Genomic DNA, 22,457 nt, shown 5'->3' with positions numbered 1-22,457 from the left:
AACGAATTATGACGCCCCTAGAACGATATCAAGCTGATCTGAAACGCCCGGACTTCTTTCATGACGCGGCGCAGGAAACTGCCGTGCGTCATCTGCAACGCCTGTACGACGATCTGATCGCGGCGGAGCAGAACAAGCCGGGTTTGCTGGGCAAGCTGTTTGGCAAAAAGGATCAGACGCCGGTCAAGGGCCTGTATTTCTGGGGCGGCGTGGGTCGCGGCAAGACTTACCTGGTGGACACCTTCTTCGAAGCGCTGCCATTCAAGGAAAAGACCCGTACCCACTTCCACCGTTTCATGAAGCGCGTGCACGAAGAGATGAAGACCCTCGGCGGCGAGAAAAACCCGCTGACCATCATCGCCAAGCGTTTTGCGACTGAATCGCGGGTCATCTGCTTCGATGAATTCTTCGTTTCCGACATCACCGACGCCATGATTCTTGGCACGCTGATGGAAGAGCTGTTCAAGAACGGCGTGACCCTGGTCGCCACATCGAACATCGTGCCGGACGGCTTGTACAAAGATGGCCTGCAACGCGCACGCTTCCTGCCGGCCATCGCACTGATCAAGCAGAACACCGAAATCGTCAACGTCGACAGCGGCGTCGACTATCGTCTGCGTCACCTCGAACAAGCGGAGCTGTTCCACTTCCCGCTCGATGAAGCCGCTCACGAAAGCCTGCGCAAGAGCTTCCGTGCGCTGACGCCTGAATGCACGGCTGCCGTGGAAAACGATGTGCTGATCATCGAGAATCGCGAAATCCGCGCCCTGCGTACTTGCGATGATGTGGCGTGGTTCGACTTCCGCGAACTGTGCGACGGCCCGCGTAGCCAGAACGACTACATCGAGCTGGGCAAGATCTTCCACGCCGTGTTGCTCAGTGGCGTAGAGCAGATGAGCGTCGCTACCGATGACATCGCCCGGCGCTTCATCAACATGGTCGACGAGTTCTACGACCGTAACGTCAAGCTGATCATTTCTGCTGAAGTCGAGTTGAAAGACCTCTACACCGGCGGGCGTCTGACGTTCGAATTCCAGCGGACCCTCAGCCGTCTGCTGGAGATGCAATCCCACGAATTCCTGTCCCGGGCGCACAAGCCTTAAGCGGATTCGGCAAACAAAAAGGGCCTGCAGATGCAGGCCCTTTTTTGTGTCTGGTCGAATCGTCAGGCAGCTTGCTGGAACTGCTGTCGGTACTGGTTCGGCGACAGTTCGGTGTGCTGGCGGAACAGGCGTGCGAAGAAGCTCGCATCGTCGTAGCCGACTTCGTAGCTGATGGTCTTGATGCTCTTGCGGCTGCCGGAGAGCAGGCCCTTGGCGGTCTCGATGCGCAGCCGTTGCAGATAGTGCAGCGGCTTGTCGCCGGTGGCGGTCTGGAAGCGGCGCATGAAGTTGCGAATGCTCATGCCGTGTTCGCGGGCCACGTCTTCGAAGCGGAACTTGTCGGCGAAATGCTCTTCGAGCCAGTGCTGGATCTGCAGGATGATCACGTCCTGGTGCAGCTTCTGCCCGCCGAAACCGATGCGGCCCGGTGAGTAGCTGCGCTGCACTTCATAAAGAATGTCGCGGGCCACGGCTTGCGCCACATTGGCACCGCAGAAACGCTCGATCAGATAGATATAGAGGTCGCAGGCCGAGGTGGTTCCGCCGGCGCAGTACAGGTTGTCGGCGTCGGTCAGGTGCTTGTCCTGATTGAGATAGACCTTGGGGAAGCGCTCGGCGAAGGCGTTGAAGAAGCGCCAGTAGGTGGTCGCTTCCTTACCGTTGAGCAGGCCGGCCTCGGCCAGCCAGAACACCCCGGTGGCCTCGCCGCAGAGCACGGCGCCACGGGCGTGCTGTTCACGCAGCCACGGCAGCACCTGTGGATAACGTTGGCACAGCGTGTCGAAGTCATCCCAGAAGGCCGGGAGGATGATGACGTCGGCGTTTTCCAGACCGCCGTCCACCGGCATGACCACGTCACTGAAACTGTTCACCGGTTTGCCGTCGGGGCTGACCAGGCGGGTTTCGAACGCCGGAGTCAGGCCGTGGCCCAGTTGTTTGCCGTAACGCAGGCTGGCCAGATGGAAGAAATCCTTGGCTTGCATGAGGGTGGAAGCGAAAACCCGGTCGATCGCCAGGATGCTGACGCGCCGCAAGGGCGTGGAGACTTGCTTGGACATAATTCAACTTTTGTTTTTATAAGGGAAAGTGGTCACCAGACGGCTGGATCGTCTTATTTTTTGTCGGATGTGTCCAGTGTCCTGTATTGGGTGTGCGGCTTAGTCTCTGAAAGTCTGATCCCTCCAACAAGAACGAAAGGTGACGCATGATTCCCAGAACCCTGTTCAGCTCCGAGCACGAATTGTTCCGCGACAGCGTGCGGACTTTCCTTGAGAAAGAGGCGGTGCCGTTCCACGGGCAATGGGAAAAACAAGGCTACATCGACCGTAAACTGTGGAACAAGGCAGGGGAGGCGGGGATGCTCTGCTCGCATCTGCCGGAGGAATACGGCGGGCTGGGGGCGGACTTTCTTTACAGCGCCGTGGTGATCGAGGAAGTGGGGCGATTGGGCCTGACCGGCATCGGTTTCTCGCTGCATTCGGACATCGTTGCGCCGTACATCCTGCATTACGGCAGCGAGGCGCTGAAGCAGAAATACCTGCCGAAACTGGTCTCCGGCGAAATGGTCAGCGCCATCGCCATGACCGAGCCGGGCGCCGGTTCCGACCTGCAAGGTGTCAAGACCACGGCGGTGCTGGATGGCGACGAATATGTGATCAACGGCTCGAAGACCTTCATCACCAACGGTTTTCTGGCTGATCTGGTGATCGTTGTGGCCAAGACCGATCCGAAGGCGGGTGCGAAGGGCACCAGTCTGTTCCTGGTGGAGGCGAACACGCCGGGCTTCGACAAGGGCAAGCGCCTGGAGAAGGTCGGAATGAAGGCTCAGGACACGTCGGAATTGTTCTTCCAGGACGTGCGAGTGCCAAAGGAAAACCTGTTGGGTCAGGCCGGGGCCGGGTTTGCCTATCTGATGCAGGAATTGCCGCAGGAGCGTCTGACCGTGGCCATTGGCGGGCTGGCCTCGGCCGAGGCGGCGCTGCAATGGACGCTGGAGTACACCCGTGACCGCAAGGCGTTCGGCAAGGCAATCGCCGACTTCCAGAACACCCGCTTCAAGCTGGCGGAGATGGCCACCGAGATTCAGATCGGCAGGGTGTTCGTCGATCGCTGCCTGGAGCTGCACCTGCAAGGCAAGCTCGACGTGCCGACCGCCGCGATGGCCAAGTACTGGGGCACCGACCTGCAATGCAAGGTGCTCGACGAGTGCGTGCAGTTGCATGGCGGCTACGGCTTCATGTGGGAGTACCCGGTGGCCCGGGCATGGGCGGATGCGCGGGTGCAGCGGATCTATGCCGGCACCAATGAAATCATGAAAGAGATTATTGCGCGGTCGCTATGACCCGGGCGCTCCCACGCTTGTGCGTGGGAGCGCGGCTTTTAGTGCCGGATCAAGGAGCCGGGTTCGGATGATCCTTGTGAATCGCTTCAATTCCTTCAAGCACTTCGTCTGAAAGATTCAGATAGAAACTGGCAATGTTGCTGTCCAGTTGCTCCAGCGTCGTCGCCCCGATGATGTTGCTGGTGACGAACGGTTGCTGGTTGACGAAGGCCAGCGCCATCTGCGCCGGATCCAGGCCATGTTCCCGGGCGAGCGCCACGTAACGGCTGCACGCCGCTTCCGATTGCGCGTTGAAGTAGCGGCTGAAGCGGCTGTAGAGGCTCAGACGACCTTTTGGTGGACGGGCGCCACCTTCGTACTTGCCCGACAGGAAACCGAATGCCAGCGGCGAATAGGCGAGCAGGCCGCACTGTTCGCGAATGGCGATCTCCGCCAAACCGACTTCGAAGCTACGGTTGAGCAGGTTGTACGGGTTCTGGATCGATACCGCGCGCGGCCAGCCACGGGCTTCGGCCAGGGCCAGAAAACGCATGGTGCCCCACGGGGTTTCGTTGGACAGACCGATGTGGCGGATCTTGCCGGCCTTCACTTGCTCATCGAGCGCTTCGAGGGTGTCTTCGAGCGGAGTGAGGTTGGCTTCGATCTTGTGTTTGTAGCCCAGCTGTCCGAAAAAGTTGGTGCTGCGCTCCGGCCAGTGCAGTTGATACAGGTCGATGTAGTCGGTCTGCAGGCGCTTGAGGCTGGCGTCCACGGCTTCGGTGATGTGCTGGCGGTTGTGGCGCAGGTTTTTGTCGCGGATGTAATCGATGGTGTTGCCGGGGCCGGCGATCTTGCTGGCGAGGATCCAGTCGGCGCGGTCGCCGCGGTTCTTGAAATAATTGCCGATGTAGCGCTCGGTGGTGGCGTAGGTTTCGGCTTTCGGCGGCACCGGGTACATCTCGGCGGTGTCGATGAAATTGATCCCGGCGCCCTTGGCCCGCTCGATCTGGGCGAAGGCTTCAGCTTCAGTGTTTTGCTCGCCCCAGGTCATGGTGCCGAGGCAGATTGCACTCACGTTCAGGTCGGTACGGCCTAGCTGGCGATAGTCCATCGGGTGCTCCTTGGGCAAAACAAGCATAAAAGCAGGTTGAAATTTTTTTCGCAATCTGCATAATTGCCGACCTCTTTCTGCAGTGGAAGTGATGCCCCGCCGCCGAAGAATCTTGCCGTTGAACGGACGCGCCGACCCGAGCCCCCGAAAGCGTCTGTATCCGGCTGCCTTTGACTTGTCAAAGTACGCACTATTCAGTAAGATCCGCCGTCTTATTTACAGGCGGCCCCTGAGGCTATAAAGAATGAAAACTTTTACTGCTAAACCGGAAACAGTAAAGCGCGACTGGTTTGTCGTCGACGCTGCTGGTCAGACCCTGGGTCGTCTGGCCACCGAAATCGCGAGCCGTCTGCGTGGCAAGCACAAGCCTGAGTACACTCCTCACGTTGACACCGGCGACTACATCGTCGTGATCAACGCCGAGCAAGTTCGTGTAACCGGTGCTAAAACCACTGACAAAATGTACTACTCCCACTCCGGTTTCCCGGGCGGTATCAAGTCGATCAACTTTGAAAAACTGATCGCCAAGGCCCCTGAGCGCGTGATCGAGACCGCGGTTAAAGGCATGCTGCCTAAAAACCCGCTGGGTCGCGACATGTACCGTAAGCTGAAAGTCTATGCGGGCGCTGCACACCCTCATACTGCTCAGCAGCCCCAAGAACTGAAGATTTAACGGAATAGTTCATTATGTCGGCGACTCAAAATTACGGCACTGGCCGTCGCAAGACCGCAACCGCACGCGTTTTCCTGCGTCCGGGTACTGGTAACATCTCCATCAACAACCGTTCGCTGGATTCGTTCTTCGGCCGCGAAACTGCCCGCATGGTAGTTCGTCAGCCGCTGGAACTGACCGAGACTGTCGAGAAATTCGACATCTACGTCACCGTGATCGGCGGTGGTGTAAGTGGTCAGGCTGGCGCAATCCGCCACGGTATCACTCGCGCTCTGATGGACTACGACGAAACCCTGCGTAGCGCTCTGCGCAAAGCTGGCTTCGTTACCCGCGACGCCCGTGAAGTTGAACGTAAGAAAGTTGGTCTGCGTAAAGCGCGTAAGCGTCCGCAGTACTCGAAGCGTTAATTCCGCTTCCACGTTCAAAAAGAACGCCCGATTCCTCACGGAACCGGGCGTTTTTTTATGCGTGCGATTTCTCGAATAATTGCGCTGTGACAACTTGCCACATTCGTAGACCCCCTATACTACAAGGCTTGAGGGCCAGCCCTCCGGGTAATTACCTTGTCAGAATTGGGGGTTTTCATTACCATTCGGCAAAATTTTTATAAGTACATTGTTTCATATTTAGTAGATGCCTGATTTAACAGGCCACAAAGCTGATGGGAGAGGACTGAATGAGCAATGACGGCGTGAATGCAGGCCGGCGTCGCTTCTTGGTAGCGGCCACATCCGTGGTGGGTGCTGCAGGAGCGGTGGGGGCTGCGGTCCCGTTCGTGGGGTCATGGTTTCCCAGTGCCAAGGCGAAGGCTGCCGGCGCACCGGTGAAAGTGAATGTCAGCAAGATCGAGCCCGGACAGCAGATGATTGCTGAATGGCGCGGCCAGCCGGTATTCATTGTTCGCCGTACTGCGGAAATCCTGGGGAATCTCAAGAAGATCGAGGGCCAGCTCTCCGATCCGACCTCCAAAAACTCCACGCAACCCACCTATGTCGACCCTGAAGTGCGTTCGATCAAGCCGGAAATCCTGCTGCTGATCGGGATCTGCACTCACCTGGGTTGCTCACCGACCTTCCGTCCCGAAGTGGCACCCGCGGATCTGGGCAAAGACTGGGTAGGCGGCTATTTCTGCCCTTGCCACGGTTCCCACTACGATCTGGCTGGCCGCGTCTACAAGTCGCAACCTGCGCCTTTGAACCTGCCAGTACCCCCGCATTCCTATGAGACCGATGACCTGATTGTCATTGGCGTCGATACGGAGAAAGCGTGATGAGCAAGTTCATGGATTGGGTTGATGCGCGCTTCCCCGCCACCAAAATGTGGGAAGACCATCTCAGCAAGTATTACGCACCAAAAAACTTCAACTTCTTCTACTTCTTCGGCTCGCTGGCACTGCTCGTTCTGGTCAACCAGATCGTCACCGGTGTCTGGCTGACCATGAGCTACACCCCGTCGGCTGAAGAGGCGTTTGCCTCCGTCGAATACATCATGCGCGACGTCGAGTACGGCTCGATCCTGCGTTTGCTCCACTCCACCGGCGCTTCGGCGTTCTTCATCGTGGTCTATCTGCACATGTTCCGTGGCCTGCTCTACGGTTCGTACCAGAAACCCCGCGAGCTGGTGTGGGTGTTCGGCATGCTGATCTACCTGGCGCTGATGGCTGAAGCCTTCATGGGTTATCTGCTGCCATGGGGCCAGATGTCCTACTGGGGCGCCCAGGTGATCATCTCGCTGTTCGGCGCGATCCCGGTTATCGGTAACGACCTGACCCAGTGGATTCGTGGTGACTACCTGATTTCCGGGATCACCCTGAACCGCTTCTTCGCCCTGCACGTGGTGGCCTTGCCGATCGTGATTCTCGGTCTGGTGGTGCTGCACATTCTGGCGTTGCACGAAGTGGGTTCGAACAACCCGGACGGCGTGGACATCAAGAAGCACAAGGACGAAAACGGTGTTCCGCTGGATGGCATCGCTTTCCACCCGTACTACACCGTGAAGGACATCGTCGGCGTCGTGGTGTTCCTGTTTATCTTCTGCTTCATTGTGTTCTTCTTCCCGGAAATGGGCGGCTACTTCCTCGAAAAACCAAACTTCGAGCAAGCCAACCCGTTCAAGACGCCAGAGCACATTGCACCGGTCTGGTACTTCACACCGTTCTACGCAATCTTGCGTGCGATCCCGGACAAACTCATGGGCGTTATCGCCATGGGGGCCTCGATTGCCTTGCTGTTCGTGCTGCCATGGCTTGATCGTAGCCCGGTCAAATCGATGCGCTACAAAGGCTGGATGAGCAAAATCTGGCTGGTGGTGTTCTGCATTTCCTTCGTGATTCTCGGCATTCTGGGGGTTCTGGCCCCGACGCCGGAGCGCACGCTGGTGTCGCAGGTCTGCACCTTCCTGTACTTCGCCTACTTCATTCTGATGCCGTTCTACACCAGGCTCGAGAAGACCAAACCGGTTCCGGAAAGGGTGACTGGCTGATGAAAAAGTTATTTTTTGCTCTGATTTTTGCTGCTCTGCCTGTGCTGTCCTTTGCTGCGGAACACGGTGGTCCGGAACTGGAAAAAGTCGACATCGACGTTTCCGACAAGGCTGCCCTGCAGGATGGTGCGCGTACCTTCGCCAACTATTGCATGGGTTGCCACAGCGCCAAGTTCCAGCGTTACGAGCGTGTTGCCGATGACCTCGGTGTTCCGCACGAAATGATGCTGGAGAAGCTGGTGTTCACCGGTGCCAAGATCGGCGATCACATGAACATCGGCATGCAGCCGGCCGACGCCAAGACCTGGTTCGGTGCGGCGCCGCCGGACCTGACCCTGGTGGCGCGTGTTCGTGGTACCGACTGGCTTTATGGTTATCTGCGTTCGTTCTATGAAGATCCGGCGCGTCCATGGGGCGTGAACAACAAGGTCTTCCCGAACGTCGGCATGCCTAACGTGCTGGTCGGCCTGCAAGGTCGCCAGGTCGTGGGTTGCAAGCAGGTGCAGATCGTCGAGGACGGCAAGAAGCAATATGACCCGCTGACCGGTACGCCTCTGACTCATGAGGCCTGTGATCAGCTGACCATCGTGCCGAAAACCGGAACCCTGAACGAAGAGCAGTTCGATGAGAAGGTCAAGAATCTGGTAACCTTCCTGGCTTACTCGGCTAACCCGGTTAAGCTGCAACATCAGCGCATCGGTACTTACGTCTTGCTGTACCTGGCGTTCTTCTTTGTGTTCGCCTACCTGCTCAAGCGTGAATACTGGAAAGACGTGCACTGATAACGCTTCAAGCAATTGCTGTTAATCGCGCGCGCCCAAGGGCGCCTCTGAAAACGCAAAGCCTGGTCAGCCAGGTTTTGCGGGAGGCGCCCTCTGGGCGCGCGCGTTTTTCCGGCTCCGACTATTTCAACAAGCGAGGAGGATCGCCATGGGCGTGACCAATCGGTTGGCCTGTTACTCCGACCCCGCCGACCACTATTCCCACCGAGTGCGCATCGTGCTTGCAGAGAAGGGTGTCAGCGCCGAAATCATTTTTGTGGAGGCTGGTCGTCAGCCGCCTAAACTGATTGAAGTGAACCCTTACGGCAGTCTCCCGACGCTGGTCGATCGTGACCTGGCGTTGTGGGAGTCGACCGTGGTGATGGAGTATCTGGATGAGCGTTACCCGCATCCGCCATTGATGCCTGTGTACCCGGTGGCGCGTGCCAACAGTCGTCTGTTGATGCACCGCATCCAGCGTGACTGGTGTGGTCTGGTGGATCTGATTCTGGATTCACGCACCAAGGAGGCTGCGCGTGTCGTGGCGCGCAAGGAATTGCGTGAAAGCCTGACGGGCGTGTCGCCGCTGTTCGCCGACAAGCCGTTTTTCCTCAGTGAGGAACAAAGTCTGGTGGATTGCTGCCTATTGCCAATACTCTGGCGTTTGCCGATTCTGGGTATAGAACTGCCGCGGCCGGCCAAGCCGCTGCTTGATTATATGGAGCGTCAATTTGCGCGTGAGGCTTTCCAGGCGAGTCTGTCTGGTGTCGAACGCGACATGCGCTAAGGCTTAAGGAGCCGCTATGAACTCCAGTCGACCTTATCTGGTCCGCGCGCTCTACGAGTGGATTGTGGATAACGATTGCACCCCGCACATGCTGGTCAATTCCGAGTACCCGGCAGTGCAGGTACCACAAGGCTTTGCCAGTGACGGGCAGATTGTCCTGAATATTTCACCGAGTGCCGTGCGTCATTTGCACATGGACAACGACGTGGTGACCTTCGAAGGTCGCTTCGGTGGTGTTCCGCACAGCCTGTACGTGCCGATTGCTGCGATTCTGGGTATCTACGCCCGGGAGAACGGTCAGGGCATGGTGTTCGATCTGGAGTCGCCGATGGATGACGAAGACGAGATCGAGCAGGATGATGATATTCCGCCACCGGACAGCGAGCCGCCGCGCCCAAGCGGCCGGCCAAGTCTGAAAGTGGTGAAGTAATAAAAAAGGCGATCCAACCGGATCGCCTTTTTTGTGCCCGTGGGAGCGAGCCTGCTCGCGATAGCGCTTTCGTAAGCGCCACCGAGGGCAGATCGTTCTCAGTCGATGTACTCGAACAGTTTCACGATCTTCTGCACGCCGGACACGCCCTGGACCAGATTGGTGGCCTGGGCCGCTTCCTGCTTGGTCAGCAGGCCGAGCAGATAGACGATGCCGTTCTCGGTCACGACTTTGATGCGCGAGCCGGGAATGCTGGCGTCGGTCAGCATCTGGGTCTTGATCTTGGTCGTCAGCCAGGAGTCGTTCTGGCGGGCAAGGAAGCTCGAAGGGGCGATCACTTGCAGCTCGTTGTGCACCTTCTTCACGCGTTGCACATTGGCGGCAGCCTGCTCGGCCTTGGCCTTCAGGTCTTCGCGCGGAGTCTGGCCGGCCAGCAGCACGACGCCGTTGAAGCTGGTGACGACGATGTGCGAGTCATTGTCCAGGCCCGGATCGGCCTTGGCCACGTTGACGCCGACTTTGGTTTCGATCAATGAATCGTCGATCTTGCTGCCGAAGGTGCGGGTGCCGCGATCGTCTTCGATCGGTGCTTCGCGGCTGGCATTCACCACGGAGGTGCAGCCAGTAATGCCGAGGCACAGGGTCAAGGCCAGAAGGCCAAGGCGATTAGGGGTCATTCTTCACTCCCGAACAGTTGGCTGTCGATCAGATCGCAAAGGCAATGGATCGCCAGCAAGTGGACTTCCTGAATACGTGCGGTGACATTGGCCGGTACGCGAATCTCGACGTCCTCGGGCAGCAGCAGCGACGCCATGCCGCCGCCATCGCGTCCGGTCAAAGCTACGACAATCATTTCGCGATCATGTGCGGCCTGGATCGCCTGAATGATGTTCGCCGAGTTACCGCTGGTCGAAATCGCCAGCAACACATCGCCTGGCTGGCCGAGTGCACGGATCTGCTTGGAGAACACTTCGTTGTAGCTGTAGTCGTTGGCGATCGAGGTGATGGTCGAGCTGTCGGTGGTCAGGGCGATGGCCGGCAGGCTCGGACGCTCGCGCTCGAAGCGGTTGAGCAGTTCCGAGGAAAAGTGCTGGGCATCGCCGGCCGAACCGCCGTTGCCGCACGAGAGCATTTTTCCTTCGTTGAGCAGGGCGTTGACCATTACCTGGCTGGCTTGCTCGATGTGCGGTGCAAGTACGTCCATCGCCTGTTGCTTGGTGTCGATACTGGCCTGAAAAAGCTGGCGAATTCGGGATTGCATGTCCATCTGTGTGACCTTAATTAGCGCGGCTGTCCGGCACGTGAATGTGCAGCCCGCAAAGCAAAGAGCAAAAGTGTTGAGTGAAAATGTCCAGGTCGGCGCAGGCGCTCAACTGTCGAACGCATTCTGCAACCAGTTCAGCTGACCCTGGTGGCTGTCGATGGCCACCACGTCGAAGCGGCAGGGGGAATTGGCCCAACGCGACTCGCGCTGAAGAAAATACTGTGCGGCGAAAATCAGTTTTTGCCGTTTGCGCCCGTCGATACTGTCGAGCGCTCCACCCCATTGAGTGTTCTTTCGGTAACGTACTTCGACGAATACTACTGTATCGCCATCAAGCATGACCAGATCAAGCTCGCCGCGTTTACATAACCAGTTCTGCGCCAGCAGGCGCAGACCCTGGTGTTGCAGATGCTCGAGCGCCTGGCGCTCGGCATCCTTGCCGCTTTGCAGGTGTGACCTGTCGGGCATCAGCGCGGGGTGTCCGGCAGACGCTGGATCTGGCCGCTGACAAACTGGGCCCATGGCAGCTGACGTACGACGCGTTGGCTCTGGGTCATGCCCAGGCTGCCCGACAGACCGTCGATGCGGCTGTCCGGCAGGGTCTTGAGCTGGCTCAGGCGTGGTGCCAGGCGGTAGGCGTCAACACCCATCGCGTACAGACGGCCGAGGCTGCCGGCGGCTTGTGGCCACTGAGCAGTGACCTGTTTGCGCAGTGGGTCGTTGGCATCCAGCAGCCACGGGGTTTCGCAGAAGCGTACGCCGTTCATGTCGTTGTACTGGTTCACGTCGCCGCTTGCGCTGAATACGTGGGAGGTCGCGTAGACCGGCACGTCACCGGCGTACTGGAAGTTCAGGGTCGGCTTGATCTGCTGCGCCTGTTGCGGGGTCGCAGCGAGGAAGATGAACTCAATGTCCTGGCGACGCGAAGGCTGGGCGGCGACGTTGGTGCCGGCTGCATTCTGCAGGCTCTTGGCGCGGGCTTCGCTCTGACGCAGCTGGAACATGTCGGCAATCTGCTGGGCGAGTTGCACGGGCTGATCGACGCGCTCGGTGGCGACGATGCTGCCACCGTTGGCTTGCCAGTCCTGGCTGAATGCGCGCAGGACGCGGTCACCCCATTCGCCTTTCGGCACCATGATCGCGGCACGGTGCAGGCCGTCGGCACGGGCGCGTCGAGAAACTTCGCGGGCTTCGTCTTCAGCGGCGAGGCCGAACTGGAACAGTTGCGCCGGGCCCTGGTCGCCTTCGCTGTAGTTCAGCGCGAGAGTGGTGATCGGCAGTTGCGGGCGGGTGCTCAGCTGTTTGACCAGTGGTTTTTCCAGCGGCCCGACAACCAGTTGCACGCCGTCGGCCTGGGCCTTGCGGTAGAACTCGTCCATGCTGGTCAGGTGCGAGCTGTCGTAGAACACGATGGCCGGTGGTTTCTGACCGGCTTGCTGGGCCTGGTAGTGCGCGGCCATGAAACCGTCACGCAGGGCCTTGCCGACCGAGGCCAGCTGGCCGTCCTGTGGCAGCAGCAGAGCGATTTTGCTCAGAGGCTGGCTGGCCAGTTCCTTGAGTTTGGTCAGAGGCAGCGGCAGGTTGATCGCGGCCGGGTGTTTCGGGTGCTGCGAGCGCCAGTCGTCGATGGCAGCCTGTTGCTGCTCCAGGGTGCCGGCGGTTTTCACGGCCAGGGCCAGGCTCATCCAGCCTGCGAGGTCGTCGGTCCCGTTGGGTTGCAGCTGATCGGTCGGCAGCGAGGCAATCAGGGTCCAGATCGCTTCGTGGTTCTTGCTGGCGGCTTCGCCTTCCAGCATCGGCGCGATGAAGATGCGCTCGCGAGCGGCAGCCAGTGTCTGGCCGTCGGCTTCAAGGGCGCGGGCGTGAACGGTGCCTGCGCGAACCTGCAGCGGAATCGACATTTCGCTCAGGCGCTGCAGGCTTGGATGGTTCAAGGCTGCCAGCGCGGCTTTCGGCTGGTTGCGGGTCATTGCCAACTCGGCAGACAAGGTGCTGGCGAATGCCTGCTGGCCTGGCTGGAGTTGTTCCATTGGCACTTGTTGCAGGATCTGCGCGGACTGTCCGGCGTTACCTTGGCGGTAAGCCATGTCCGCTGCACTCAGGCGCAGCAACGCAGCTTTGTCCGGCGATTTGGCCTGGGCAGCCTGTTCGAGCAGTTGCTCGATGGTGGCATCCGGGGTCCGTGGAAGTTCGCCAAGGCTGGAGGAAGGGGAGCTGGCGCAGGCCGCCAACAGGGCAGCGAGGCAGAGGGCAGTGAACAGCCGCAGGCAAGCGATCATGTAAGTGTTCCTGATACTCGATCAAATTAGCGTCGAATTGTACCCAAGCGCTGGCCGGGGCGCGATGTTACTGGTGTGAAACCGTCAATTTAGCTGATGTAAATGTTGCGCGACCGCACAATGGTGCGACAAACCGTGTCTGCCGCGAGCGCATCGCCGGGCGCGTGACGCGCTACAATGGCGGCTTTTACCGATCATGAGGTGTGCGCTTTGACTGCTCCAGGTGCTTTGAATTCCGCTGCGGGCTCGCTTTATGTGGTGGCGACGCCCATCGGCAACCTGGATGACATCAGCGCCCGGGCGTTGAAAATCCTGCGTGAAGTGGCGCTGATCGCCGCCGAAGACACGCGCCATTCCCAGCGTCTGATGCAACACTTCGGCATCACTACGCCGCTGGCGGCCTGTCATGAACACAACGAGCGTGATGAGGGCAGTCGTTTCATCACTCGCCTGCTGGCTGGCGACAACGTCGCGCTGATTTCCGATGCCGGTACGCCGCTGATTTCCGATCCGGGTTATCACCTGGTGCGCCAGGCGCGTGCCGCCGGGATCAATGTGGTGCCGGTGCCGGGTGCCTGTGCGTTGATCGCGGCATTGTCGGCGGCCGGTCTGCCATCCGACCGTTTCATCTTCGAAGGTTTTCTGCCGGCCAAGGCTGTTGGGCGCAAGGCGCGTCTGGAAGCCATCAAGGAAGAGCCGCGCACGCTGATTTTCTACGAGGCGCCGCATCGTATTCTCGAATGTCTGCAAGATATGGAAGCCGTGTTCGGCGCTGATCGTCCGGCATTGCTCGCCCGTGAAATCACCAAGACCTTTGAAACCCTCAAGGGCCTGCCACTGGCCGAGTTGCGGGCATTCGTCGAGGCGGACAGCAATCAGCAGCGTGGTGAATGCGTTGTTGTAGTGGCTGGCTGGACTGCGCCGGAATCCGAAGATGCCGTCAGCAGCGAGGCGATGCGCATCCTCAATCTGTTGCTCGAAGAGATGCCGCTCAAACGTGCTGCAGCTTTGGCAGCGCAAATCACCGGTGAGCGCAAAAACGTGCTGTATCAGGTGGCGCTGGATCAGCAAAAAGGCGCGTAACCCGTCGCGCAGACCGGTTTGCGGGCTATTAGCGCTTGTTCTTCGGGCGCTCTGCCGTTAACCTGCGCGGCGGAGAGTCGATCGGACAGTCGCTGCCCTCTATGAAAATTAGGGGGGGGAGGAAAGTCCGGGCTCCATAGGGCGAAGTGCCAGGTAATGCCTGGGAGGCGTGAGCCTACGGAAAGTGCCACAGAAAATAACCGCCTAAGCGCTTCGGCGCCGGTAAGGGTGAAAAGGTGCGGTAAGAGCGCACCGCACGTCTGGCAACAGTTCGTGGCTAGGTAAACCCCACTTGGAGCAAGACCAAATAGGGTCCCAAGGCGTGGCCCGCGCTGGGACCGGGTAGGTTGCTAAAGATGTCCAGTGATGGCCATCGTAGACGAATGACTGTTCAAGACAGAACCCGGCTTACAGATCGACTCTCCACCTTTTTCTTTTCCCTGCTTGAATTAAAGGCGACAGGGCTGTTTATTATCAGCAGGCCTGCTCTGGAAGTCCGGCAGCGGCAACCGCAGTAATAGCCATTTCCCACCTTGCTTCAATCAACAGCAGAAGCGCTTTTGTAATACCGAAAAAATCTTACTCTTAACAAATTACTTTAACTTTCGAGCGCAGCTATCAGTGCTGTCTCAAGTTATTGGATAAAAGCATCCGCCAGATTCTCGTTGCTCCTCCTTTTATGCTCCTAAATCTCCGTTCTGTAAGGGTTTTCCTTTGATCCGCGCCTTGACGGTGTGGTGGGCGCATTCCTATAGTGTGCGCAAGTGGCGGAAAGTGGCATGAAGTGGGTTTTTTGAGCTCAAAACGATAAAAATTGGAGAAACGCAGACGTGTTTCGCGGAGCTAACGCTATCAGTCTCGACGCAAAGGGCCGTCTCGCCATGCCGAGCCGGTACCGTGACGAGCTCGTTTCGCGTAGTTCCGGCCAGTTGATCGTGACCATTGATGCCGTTGATCCGTGCCTGTGTGTCTACCCGCTCGATGAGTGGGAAATTATTGAAACCAAGTTGCGCGCGCTTCCTTCGCTCCGCGAAGAGAACCGTCGTCTGCAACGTTTATTGATTGGTAACGCTGTCGACCTCGAACTCGACGGCAGTGGTCGTTTTCTGGTGCCGCCGCGCCTGCGCGAATACGCAAAGCTGGACAAGCGCGCGATGCTGGTCGGTCAACTGAACAAGTTCCAACTGTGGGACGAAGATGCCTGGAACGCGGTTTCTGCCGCTGACCTGGCTGCCATACAACAACCGGGCGCCATGCCTGATGAACTGCGTGATCTGATCCTGTGACTATTGATAGCGGCTTTAACCACATCACCGTACTGCTTGACGAAGCCGTCGAGGCTCTCGCCGTACGTCCTGATGGCTGCTATCTGGACGGCACGTTCGGGCGCGGCGGGCACAGCCGGTTGATCCTCAGCAAGCTCGGGCCTGATGGCCGGCTCATCGGATTCGACAAAGATCCACAAGCGATTGCCACCGGGCAAACGCTAGCGGCCGAAGACGGCCGCTTTGTCGTTGTGCAGCGCAGCTTTGCCGAGCTGGGTTCGGTGGTTGCCGAGCGCGGTCTGGACGGCAAGGTCAGCGGCATTCTGCTCGACCTCGGCGTGTCTTCGCCGCAGCTCGATGATGCCGAGCGCGGTTTCAGTTTCCTCAACGACGGTCCGCTGGACATGCGCATGGACCCGTCCCGTGGCATCAGCGCAGCCGAATTCGTCAACACCGCGCCGGTGGAAGAAATCGCCCGGGTGTTCAAGGAATACGGTGAAGAGCGTTTCTCCGGTCGCATGGCCCGTGCCGTGGCCGAGCGCCGTGACGTCACCCCGTTCGAGCGCACCGCCGATCTGGCTGAAGTGCTGAAAGTCGCCAACCCGGCGTGGGAAAAGGGCAAGAACCCGGCAACCCGTGCATTCCAGGGCCTGCGCATTCACGTCAATAACGAGCTGGGCGATCTGGAAGCGGGCCTCGAAGCCGCTTTGGAATCCCTGGAAATCGGCGGCCGTCTGGTCGTGATCAGCTTCCACTCGCTGGAAGACCGCATCGTTAAACTGTTCATGCGCAAGCTGGTGAAAGGCGAAGCCGACAACCTGCCGCGCAACCTGCCGGTTCGCCACGTTGCGTTCGAACCGAAAATCAAGATCCATGGCAAAGCGCAGACGGCCTCCGACGCCGAACTCAAAGCCAACCCACGTTCCCGTAGCGCCGTCATGCGCGTCGCGGAGAAGCTGCGGTGAGCAAGCTTTTCGCCAAGCCACTGCCTGGCGGCAGCTTTTTCATGCTGCTGCTGTTCATCGGCGTGCTCGTGTCGGCCATCGGCGTGTCCTATAGCGCCCACTGGAACCGGCAGTTGCTCAATACCCTTTATAACGAACTCAGCGTGCGCGACAAGGCGCAGGCCGAGTGGGGGCGCCTGATCCTCGAGCAAAGCACCTGGACCGCCCACAGCCGGATCGAAGTGCTGGCCACCGAACAACTGAAGATGCACATCCCGGGCGCAGCTGACGTGAAGATGGTGGCGCCATGATGAAACTCGAAGGGGCTCTGTTCCCGTGGCGCTTCCGTCTGGTCGTCGGTCTGCTCGGCGTGATGGTGGCCGCGATCTGCTGGCGCATCATCGACCTGCAGGTTATCGACCGTGACTTCCTCAAGGGGCAGGGCGATGCGCGCAGCGTTCGTCACATTCCGATCCCGGCACACCGTGGCCTGATCACTGACCGCAATGGCGAGCCTCTGGCCGTGAGTACCCCAGTGACCACCCTGTGGGCCAACGCCAAGGAAATGCAGCTGGCCAAGGAAAAGTGGCCGGCACTCGCCGCTGCCCTGGGCCAGGATCCGAAAGCCCTGGCCGAACGTCTTGAGGCCCAGGCCAACAAAGAATTCATTTATCTGGTGCGCGGGCTGACCCCCGAGCAGGGCCAGGCTGTGCTCGACCTGAAAGTGCCGGGCGTCTACGGCATCGAAGAATTCCGCCGGTTCTATCCGGCCGGTGAAGTCACCGCGCACATGGTCGGATTCACCGACATCGATGACCACGGTCGTGAAGGTGTCGAACTGGCCTACGACGAGTGGCTGGCCGGCGTACCCGGCAAGCGGCAGGTCATCAAGGATCGGCGCGGTCGGCTGATCAAGGATGTCCAGGTCACCAAGAACGCCAAGGCCGGCAAGCCCTTGGCGTTGTCCATTGACCTGCGTCTGCAATACCTGGCCAACCGCGAGCTGCGCAACGCGATCATCGAGAACGGCGCCAAGGCCGGCAGTCTGGTGATCATGGACGTGAAGACCGGCGAGATCCTCGCCATGGTCAACCAGCCGACCTACAACCCGAACAACCGTCGCAACCTGCAACCGGCGATGATGCGTAACCGCGCGATGATCGACGTGTTCGAGCCGGGTTCGACCATGAAAGCGATCTCGATGAGCGCCGCGATCGAAACCGGGCGCTGGAAACCGAGCGACACCGTCGAGGTGTATCCGGGCTCCCTGCAGATCGGCAAGTACACCATCAAGGACGTGTCGAAGACCGAAGGTCCGGTACTCGATCTGACCGGGATTCTGATCAATTCCAGTAACGTCGGCATGAGTAAGGTCGCGTTCGATATCGGCGGCGAAACCATTTTCCGTCTCGCACAGAAAGTCGGTCTCGGCCAGGACACCGGCCTCGGTTTCCCGGGCGAACGTGTCGGCAACCTGCCGAACTACCGCGAGTGGCGCAAGGCTGAAACCGCAACGCTGTCCTACGGCTACGGTGTTTCGGTGACCGCAATCCAGCTGGTGCACGCATTCTCGGCACTGGCCAACAACGGTCGTCTCGCACCGCTGACCCTGATCAAAACCGACAAGGCGCCGCAGACCACCCAAGTGCTGCCGGAAGCCGTGGCGAAAACCATGCAGGGCATGTTGCAACAGGTAATCGAAGCCCCGCGCGGCGTATTCCGTGCGCAGGTTCCCGCCTATCACGTGGCCGGCAAGTCGGGTACGGCGCGCAAGACCTCGGTGGGCACCAAGGGTTATGCCGAAAACTCCTATCGCTCGCTGTTCGCCGGTTTCGGCCCGATGAGCGATCCGCGTTATGCCATCGTCGTGGTGATCGATGAACCGACCAAGGCCGGTTACTTCGGTGGTCTGGTTTCGGCGCCGGTGTTCAGCCGTGTGATGTCCGGCACCCTGCGTCTGATGAACGTTACCCCGGACAACCTGCCGAACACCCAGCAGGCCAATGCCACCCCGGCTGTTCCGCTGAAAGCCAATGGAGGGCGCGGCTGATGTCTCTTAGTCTGAACAAGATTTTCCCCCACGCCGGCCACGATCTGTTGATCCGTGAACTGGCACTCGACAGCCGCAACGTACGCGCGGGCGACCTGTTCCTCGCGGTGCCGGGCGGCAAGTTCGACGGTCGTGCGCACATTGCCGATGCACTGGCTCGTGGCGCCGCGGCGGTTGCTTACGAAGTGGAAGGCGCCACCGTGCTGCCGATCACTGACGTGCCGCTGATTCCGGTCAAAGGCCTGGCGGCGCAGTTGTCGGATATCGCCGGTCGTTTTTACGGTGAGCCGAGTCATCACCTGAATCTGGTGGGCGTGACCGGTACCAACGGCAAGACCAGCGTGACCCAATTGGTCGCACAGGCCCTGGATCTGCTCGGCCAGCATTGCGGCATCGTCGGCACCCTGGGTTCCGGTTTCCACGGTTCGCTGCAAAGTGGCCTGCACACCACGCCGAATCCAATTGCCATGCAAGCGACCCTGGGCGACCTGAAAAAGGCTGGCGCCAAAGCTGTGGCCATGGAAGTTTCGTCCCACGGCCTGGATCAGGGCCGGGTCACTGCACTGGCGTTCGACGTCGCGGTGATGACCAACCTGTCCCGCGATCACCTCGATTACCACGGCACCATGGAAGCCTACGCCGAAGCGAAGGCCAAGCTGTTCGCCTGGAATGACTTGAAGTGCCGCGTGGTCAATCTGGATGACGATTTCGGCCGGCAACTGGCCGCGGAAAAACGTGAGTCGCGCCTGATCACTTACAGCCTGCTCGACAGCAGCGCCTATCTGTATGTCCGCGAAGCACAGTTCGATGACCATGGCGTGCGCGCCACGCTGGTCACGCCGCAGGGCGAACATCATCTGCGCAGCACATTGCTGGGCCGTTTCAACCTGAGCAACGTACTGGCTGCCGTCGGTGCCTTGCTCGGTCTGGACTACGCCCTCGACGAAATTCTCAAAGTGCTGCCGAAGCTCGAAGGCCCGGCCGGACGCATGCAGCGTCTCGGCGGCGGCACCCAGCCGCTGGTGGTGGTCGATTACGCCCACACGCCGGATGCGCTGGAAAAAGTTCTGACTGCGTTGCGTCCACACGTCAAAGGCCAGTTGTTGTGCCTGTTCGGTTGTGGCGGTGATCGCGATCGCGGCAAGCGTCCGCTGATGGCCGAAGTGGTCGAGCGTCTGGCCGATCGTGTGCTGGTGACCGATGACAATCCGCGCACCGAAGACCCGTCGGTGATTTTTGATGACATTCGCACCGGTTTCACGGCTGTGGATAACGTGACGTTCGTAGCCGGACGTGGCCAGGCCATCGCACAACTGATCGCCAGCGCCTCGGCGGATGACGTGGTGGTCCTGGCCGGCAAGGGTCACGAGGACTATCAGGAAATCAACGGCGAGCGCCACGCGTTTTCCGATCTGGTCGAGGCGGATCACGCCCTGACCGCGTGGGAGGTGGCCCATGCTTAAGGCCCTGAAACTCAGCGAACTGACCAACGCACTCGACGCGCGTTTGATCAGCGCGGACGCCAGCTTCGACGGCGTGAGCATCGACAGCCGTGCCATCAAGGCCGGCCAACTGTTTATCGCCCTGACCGGTCCGCGTTTCGACGGTCATGACTATCTGAATGAAGTCGCCACCAAAGGTGCCGTTGCTGCATTGGTCGAGCGCGAAGTCGCCGACAGCACGCTGCCGCAATTGCTGGTCAAGGACACCCGCCAGGCCCTCGGTCAACTGGGTGCACTGAACCGTGCTGCGTTCACCAAACCGGTCGCGGCCGTGACCGGCTCCAGCGGCAAGACCACGGTCAAGGAAATGCTCGCGAGCATCCTGCGCACGCGCGGCTCGGTGCACGCGACCCGTGGCAACCTGAACAACGATCTCGGCGTGCCTCTGACCCTGCTCGAACTCGCCCCGGAACACAGCGCGGCGGTAATCGAACTGGGTGCCTCGCGTCTGGGTGAAATCGCCTACACCGTCGGGCTGACCAAGCCGCACGTGGCGATTCTCAACAACGCCGGCACCGCTCACGTTGGCGAGTTCGGCGGGCCGGAGAAAATCGTCGAAGCCAAGGGCGAAATCATCGAAGGGCTGGCGGCCGATGGCATTGCCGTGCTGAATCTCGATGACAAGGCGTTCGGTATCTGGAAGACCCGCGCTGCCGGTCGCAAGGTGCTGACCTTCGCCCTGAGCAACACGCAAGCGGATTTCCACGCCAGCGACCTGGCCACCGATGCCCGTGGCTGCCCGGCGTTCAACCTGCACAGTCCTGAAGGTGTGGAACGGGTTCAGCTGAACCTGCTCGGCACCCATAACGTCGCCAATGCCCTGGCCGCCGCCGCTGCCGCTCACGCCCTGGGCGTGTCGCTGTTCGGCATCGCCACCGGGCTTGGCGCGGTACAACCGGTCAAGGGTCGCACCGTCGCGCAACTGGCGAAAAACGGCATGCGCGTGATCGATGACACTTACAACGCGAACCCCACCTCCATGTGCGCGGCCGTTGATATACTCGCCGGCTTTTCCGGCCGCACCGTCCTGGTGCTCGGGGATATCGGCGAGTTGGGCGACTGGGCGGAGCAGGGGCACCGCGACGTGGGCGAATACGCCCGGGGCAAGGTTTCCGCGCTTTACGCCGTCGGGCCGAACATGGTCCACGCCGTGAACGCATTCGGCCAAGAGGCGCATCACTTCGGCACACAGGCCGAACTGATCCAGGCCCTCGGCGCCGAGCAGGACAAAAACACCACCATTTTGATCAAGGGTTCGCGCAGCGCAGCGATGGAAAACATCGTTGCGGCCCTGTGCGGGTCCAGTCTGGAGAAACATTAATGCTGCTGCTGCTAGCGGAGTATCTGCAACAGTTCTACAAAGGCTTCGCGGTCTTCCAGTACCTGACCCTGCGCGGGATCCTCGGTGTGCTGACCGCGCTGGTCCTGTCGCTGTGCTATGGCCCGTGGATGATCCGCACCCTGCAGAACCGTCAGATCGGCCAATCGGTTCGTAACGATGGCCCGCAATCGCACCTGTCCAAATCCGGTACGCCGACCATGGGTGGCGCGCTGATTCTGTCTTCGATCGGCGTCAGCACGTTGCTGTGGGCTGACCTGAGCAACCGTTACGTGTGGGTCGTGCTGCTGGTGACCCTGCTGTTCGGCGCCATCGGCTGGGTCGACGACTACCGCAAGGTGATCGAGAAGAACTCCCGTGGTCTGCCGAGCCGCTGGAAATATTTCTGGCAGTCGGTGTTCGGCCTCGGCGCGGCGATCTTCCTTTATATGACTGCCGCCACACCGGTGGAAACCACCCTGATCCTGCCGATGCTCAAGGACTACAGCATTCCGCTGGGCGCCGGCTTCATCGTGCTGACCTACTTCGTGATCGTCGGCTCGAGCAACGCAGTCAACCTGACCGACGGCCTCGACGGTCTGGCGATCATGCCGACGGTGATGGTCGGTGGTGGCCTGGGCATCTTCTGCTATCTGTCGGGTAACGTGAAATTCGCCGAATACCTGTTGATCCCGTACGTACCGGGCGCGGGCGAGCTGATCGTGTTCTGCGGCGCACTGATCGGTGCCGGCCTGGGCTTCCTGTGGTTCAACACCTACCCGGCGCAAGTCTTCATGGGTGACGTCGGCGCACTGGCGCTGGGCGCAGCCCTGGGCACCATCGCGGTCATCGTCCGTCAGGAAATCGTCCTGTTCATCATGGGCGGCGTGTTCGTGATGGAAACCCTGTCAGTCGTCATTCAGGTGGCTTCCTTTAAGCTGACCGGTCGCCGTGTGTTCCGCATGGCACCGATACACCACCACTTTGAACTCAAGGGTTGGCCCGAGCCGCGCGTGATCGTCCGTTTCTGGATCATCACCGTGATTCTCGTGCTGATCGGCCTTGCCACCCTGAAGCTGAGGTAGA

Annotated in this window: 23 protein-coding genes and 1 other RNA gene; 18 read left to right on the top strand and 6 right to left on the bottom strand. The window is 59.8% G+C overall.

Going from position 1 to position 22,457, the window contains the following annotated elements; all coding sequences use genetic code 11:
* Nucleotides 1-8: 8 nt before the first annotated feature.
* Complete coding sequence (gene zapE, locus AC07NR_RS19185) at nt 9-1,103, top strand: cell division protein ZapE (RefSeq protein ID WP_045121816.1); 1,095 nt, start codon at nt 9-11, stop codon at nt 1,101-1,103.
* Between the two features lie 62 nt (nt 1,104-1,165).
* Here zapE and AC07NR_RS19180 read toward each other — a convergent pair whose 3' ends face one another.
* Entirely contained in the window at nt 1,166-2,062 is an 897-nt protein-coding gene (locus tag AC07NR_RS19180; RefSeq protein WP_170931599.1) for a GlxA family transcriptional regulator, read from the bottom strand.
* A gap of 245 nt (nt 2,063-2,307) precedes the next feature.
* Here AC07NR_RS19180 and AC07NR_RS19175 point away from each other — a divergent pair, with 245 nt between their 5' ends.
* A complete protein-coding gene (locus tag AC07NR_RS19175) occupies nt 2,308-3,444 on the top strand; it encodes an acyl-CoA dehydrogenase family protein (protein WP_423204272.1) in 1,137 nt (378 codons plus the stop codon).
* Nucleotides 3,445-3,493: 49 nt separating this feature from the next.
* Here AC07NR_RS19175 and AC07NR_RS19170 read toward each other — a convergent pair whose 3' ends face one another.
* Nucleotides 3,494-4,534 carry an NADP(H)-dependent aldo-keto reductase gene (locus tag AC07NR_RS19170; RefSeq protein ID WP_423204271.1) on the bottom strand — a complete coding sequence of 347 codons (1,041 nt, stop codon included), beginning with the start codon at nt 4,532-4,534 and terminating at the stop codon, nt 3,494-3,496.
* A 244-nt stretch (nt 4,535-4,778) separates the two neighbouring features.
* On the opposite strand from AC07NR_RS19170, the gene rplM reads away from it, so the two are divergent.
* From rplM to AC07NR_RS19135, 7 genes are all read left to right on the top strand, one after another.
* Nucleotides 4,779-5,207: a 50S ribosomal protein L13 gene (gene rplM, locus AC07NR_RS19165; protein ID WP_007928449.1), complete on the top strand. Its 429-nt coding sequence runs from the start codon at nt 4,779-4,781 to the stop codon at nt 5,205-5,207.
* A 14-nt stretch (nt 5,208-5,221) separates the two neighbouring features.
* Nucleotides 5,222-5,614 (top strand): 30S ribosomal protein S9, encoded by a 393-nt coding sequence (gene rpsI, locus AC07NR_RS19160; protein ID WP_007961615.1) that lies wholly within the window; start codon nt 5,222-5,224, stop codon nt 5,612-5,614.
* Between the two features lie 269 nt (nt 5,615-5,883).
* Nucleotides 5,884-6,477, top strand: a complete 594-nt coding sequence (petA, locus tag AC07NR_RS19155) for a ubiquinol-cytochrome c reductase iron-sulfur subunit (RefSeq protein ID WP_003228055.1) — start codon at nt 5,884-5,886, stop codon at nt 6,475-6,477.
* Nucleotides 6,477-7,688, top strand: coding sequence for a cytochrome b (locus AC07NR_RS19150; RefSeq protein WP_085709341.1), 1,212 nt, complete (start codon nt 6,477-6,479; stop codon nt 7,686-7,688). Before petA ends, AC07NR_RS19150 begins: the two co-directional genes overlap by 1 nt.
* Nucleotides 7,688-8,470 (top strand): cytochrome c1, encoded by a 783-nt coding sequence (locus tag AC07NR_RS19145; RefSeq protein WP_064383969.1) that lies wholly within the window; start codon nt 7,688-7,690, stop codon nt 8,468-8,470. Before AC07NR_RS19150 ends, AC07NR_RS19145 begins: the two co-directional genes overlap by 1 nt.
* A 148-nt stretch (nt 8,471-8,618) precedes the next feature.
* Nucleotides 8,619-9,236 (top strand): glutathione S-transferase N-terminal domain-containing protein, encoded by a 618-nt coding sequence (locus AC07NR_RS19140; RefSeq protein WP_085709342.1) that lies wholly within the window; start codon nt 8,619-8,621, stop codon nt 9,234-9,236.
* Between the two features lie 16 nt (nt 9,237-9,252).
* Nucleotides 9,253-9,666 (top strand): ClpXP protease specificity-enhancing factor, encoded by a 414-nt coding sequence (locus AC07NR_RS19135; protein ID WP_065261496.1) that lies wholly within the window; start codon nt 9,253-9,255, stop codon nt 9,664-9,666.
* 98 nt (nt 9,667-9,764) lie between these two features.
* Here AC07NR_RS19135 and AC07NR_RS19130 read toward each other — a convergent pair whose 3' ends face one another.
* The 4 genes from AC07NR_RS19130 to AC07NR_RS19115 form a co-directional block, all read right to left on the bottom strand.
* Entirely contained in the window at nt 9,765-10,343 is a 579-nt protein-coding gene (locus AC07NR_RS19130; RefSeq protein ID WP_134828052.1) for a BON domain-containing protein, read from the bottom strand.
* Nucleotides 10,340-10,933, bottom strand: a complete 594-nt coding sequence (locus AC07NR_RS19125; protein ID WP_007928463.1) for a phosphoheptose isomerase — start codon at nt 10,931-10,933, stop codon at nt 10,340-10,342. The genes AC07NR_RS19130 and AC07NR_RS19125 overlap by 4 nt, the downstream gene beginning before the upstream one ends.
* Nucleotides 10,934-11,035: 102 nt before the next feature.
* Entirely contained in the window at nt 11,036-11,398 is a 363-nt protein-coding gene (locus AC07NR_RS19120; RefSeq protein WP_007956783.1) for a YraN family protein, read from the bottom strand.
* A complete protein-coding gene (locus AC07NR_RS19115; RefSeq protein ID WP_248739350.1) occupies nt 11,398-13,209 on the bottom strand; it encodes a penicillin-binding protein activator in 1,812 nt (603 codons plus the stop codon). Before AC07NR_RS19115 ends, AC07NR_RS19120 begins: the two co-directional genes overlap by 1 nt.
* 177 nt (nt 13,210-13,386) lie before the next feature.
* Between AC07NR_RS19115 and rsmI the strand changes: the two genes are divergently transcribed.
* From rsmI to mraY, 9 genes are all read left to right on the top strand, one after another.
* Complete coding sequence (gene rsmI / locus AC07NR_RS19110; RefSeq protein ID WP_248739349.1) at nt 13,387-14,292, top strand: 16S rRNA (cytidine(1402)-2'-O)-methyltransferase; 906 nt, start codon at nt 13,387-13,389, stop codon at nt 14,290-14,292.
* Between the two features lie 73 nt (nt 14,293-14,365).
* Nucleotides 14,366-14,719, top strand: an RNA gene (rnpB, locus tag AC07NR_RS19105) — RNase P RNA component class A.
* A gap of 403 nt (nt 14,720-15,122) precedes the next feature.
* Nucleotides 15,123-15,578, top strand: a complete 456-nt coding sequence (mraZ, locus tag AC07NR_RS19100) for a division/cell wall cluster transcriptional repressor MraZ (protein ID WP_003205355.1) — start codon at nt 15,123-15,125, stop codon at nt 15,576-15,578.
* Nucleotides 15,575-16,522: a 16S rRNA (cytosine(1402)-N(4))-methyltransferase RsmH gene (gene rsmH, locus AC07NR_RS19095; RefSeq protein ID WP_371320918.1), complete on the top strand. Its 948-nt coding sequence runs from the start codon at nt 15,575-15,577 to the stop codon at nt 16,520-16,522. Before mraZ ends, rsmH begins: the two co-directional genes overlap by 4 nt.
* Entirely contained in the window at nt 16,519-16,812 is a 294-nt protein-coding gene (gene ftsL / locus AC07NR_RS19090) for a cell division protein FtsL (RefSeq protein ID WP_007956777.1), read from the top strand. Before rsmH ends, ftsL begins: the two co-directional genes overlap by 4 nt.
* Nucleotides 16,812-18,551 (top strand): peptidoglycan D,D-transpeptidase FtsI family protein, encoded by a 1,740-nt coding sequence (locus tag AC07NR_RS19085; RefSeq protein WP_170931600.1) that lies wholly within the window; start codon nt 16,812-16,814, stop codon nt 18,549-18,551. The genes ftsL and AC07NR_RS19085 overlap by 1 nt, the downstream gene beginning before the upstream one ends.
* The gene (locus AC07NR_RS19080) at nt 18,551-20,014 is read left to right on the top strand and encodes a UDP-N-acetylmuramoyl-L-alanyl-D-glutamate--2,6-diaminopimelate ligase (protein ID WP_305833593.1); all 1,464 of its coding nucleotides are present in this window, start codon (nt 18,551-18,553) and stop codon (nt 20,012-20,014) included. The genes AC07NR_RS19085 and AC07NR_RS19080 overlap by 1 nt, the downstream gene beginning before the upstream one ends.
* Complete coding sequence (locus AC07NR_RS19075) at nt 20,007-21,374, top strand: UDP-N-acetylmuramoyl-tripeptide--D-alanyl-D-alanine ligase (RefSeq protein WP_495079168.1); 1,368 nt, start codon at nt 20,007-20,009, stop codon at nt 21,372-21,374. Before AC07NR_RS19080 ends, AC07NR_RS19075 begins: the two co-directional genes overlap by 8 nt.
* Nucleotides 21,374-22,456: a phospho-N-acetylmuramoyl-pentapeptide-transferase gene (gene mraY, locus AC07NR_RS19070; RefSeq protein WP_015096766.1), complete on the top strand. Its 1,083-nt coding sequence runs from the start codon at nt 21,374-21,376 to the stop codon at nt 22,454-22,456. Before AC07NR_RS19075 ends, mraY begins: the two co-directional genes overlap by 1 nt.
* Nucleotide 22,457 lies beyond the last annotated feature (1 nt).

The sequence above is a fragment of the Pseudomonas sp. GW821-FHT09C09 genome (assembly GCF_059418105.1).
This window is presented reverse-complemented; position numbering and strand designations above follow the sequence as displayed.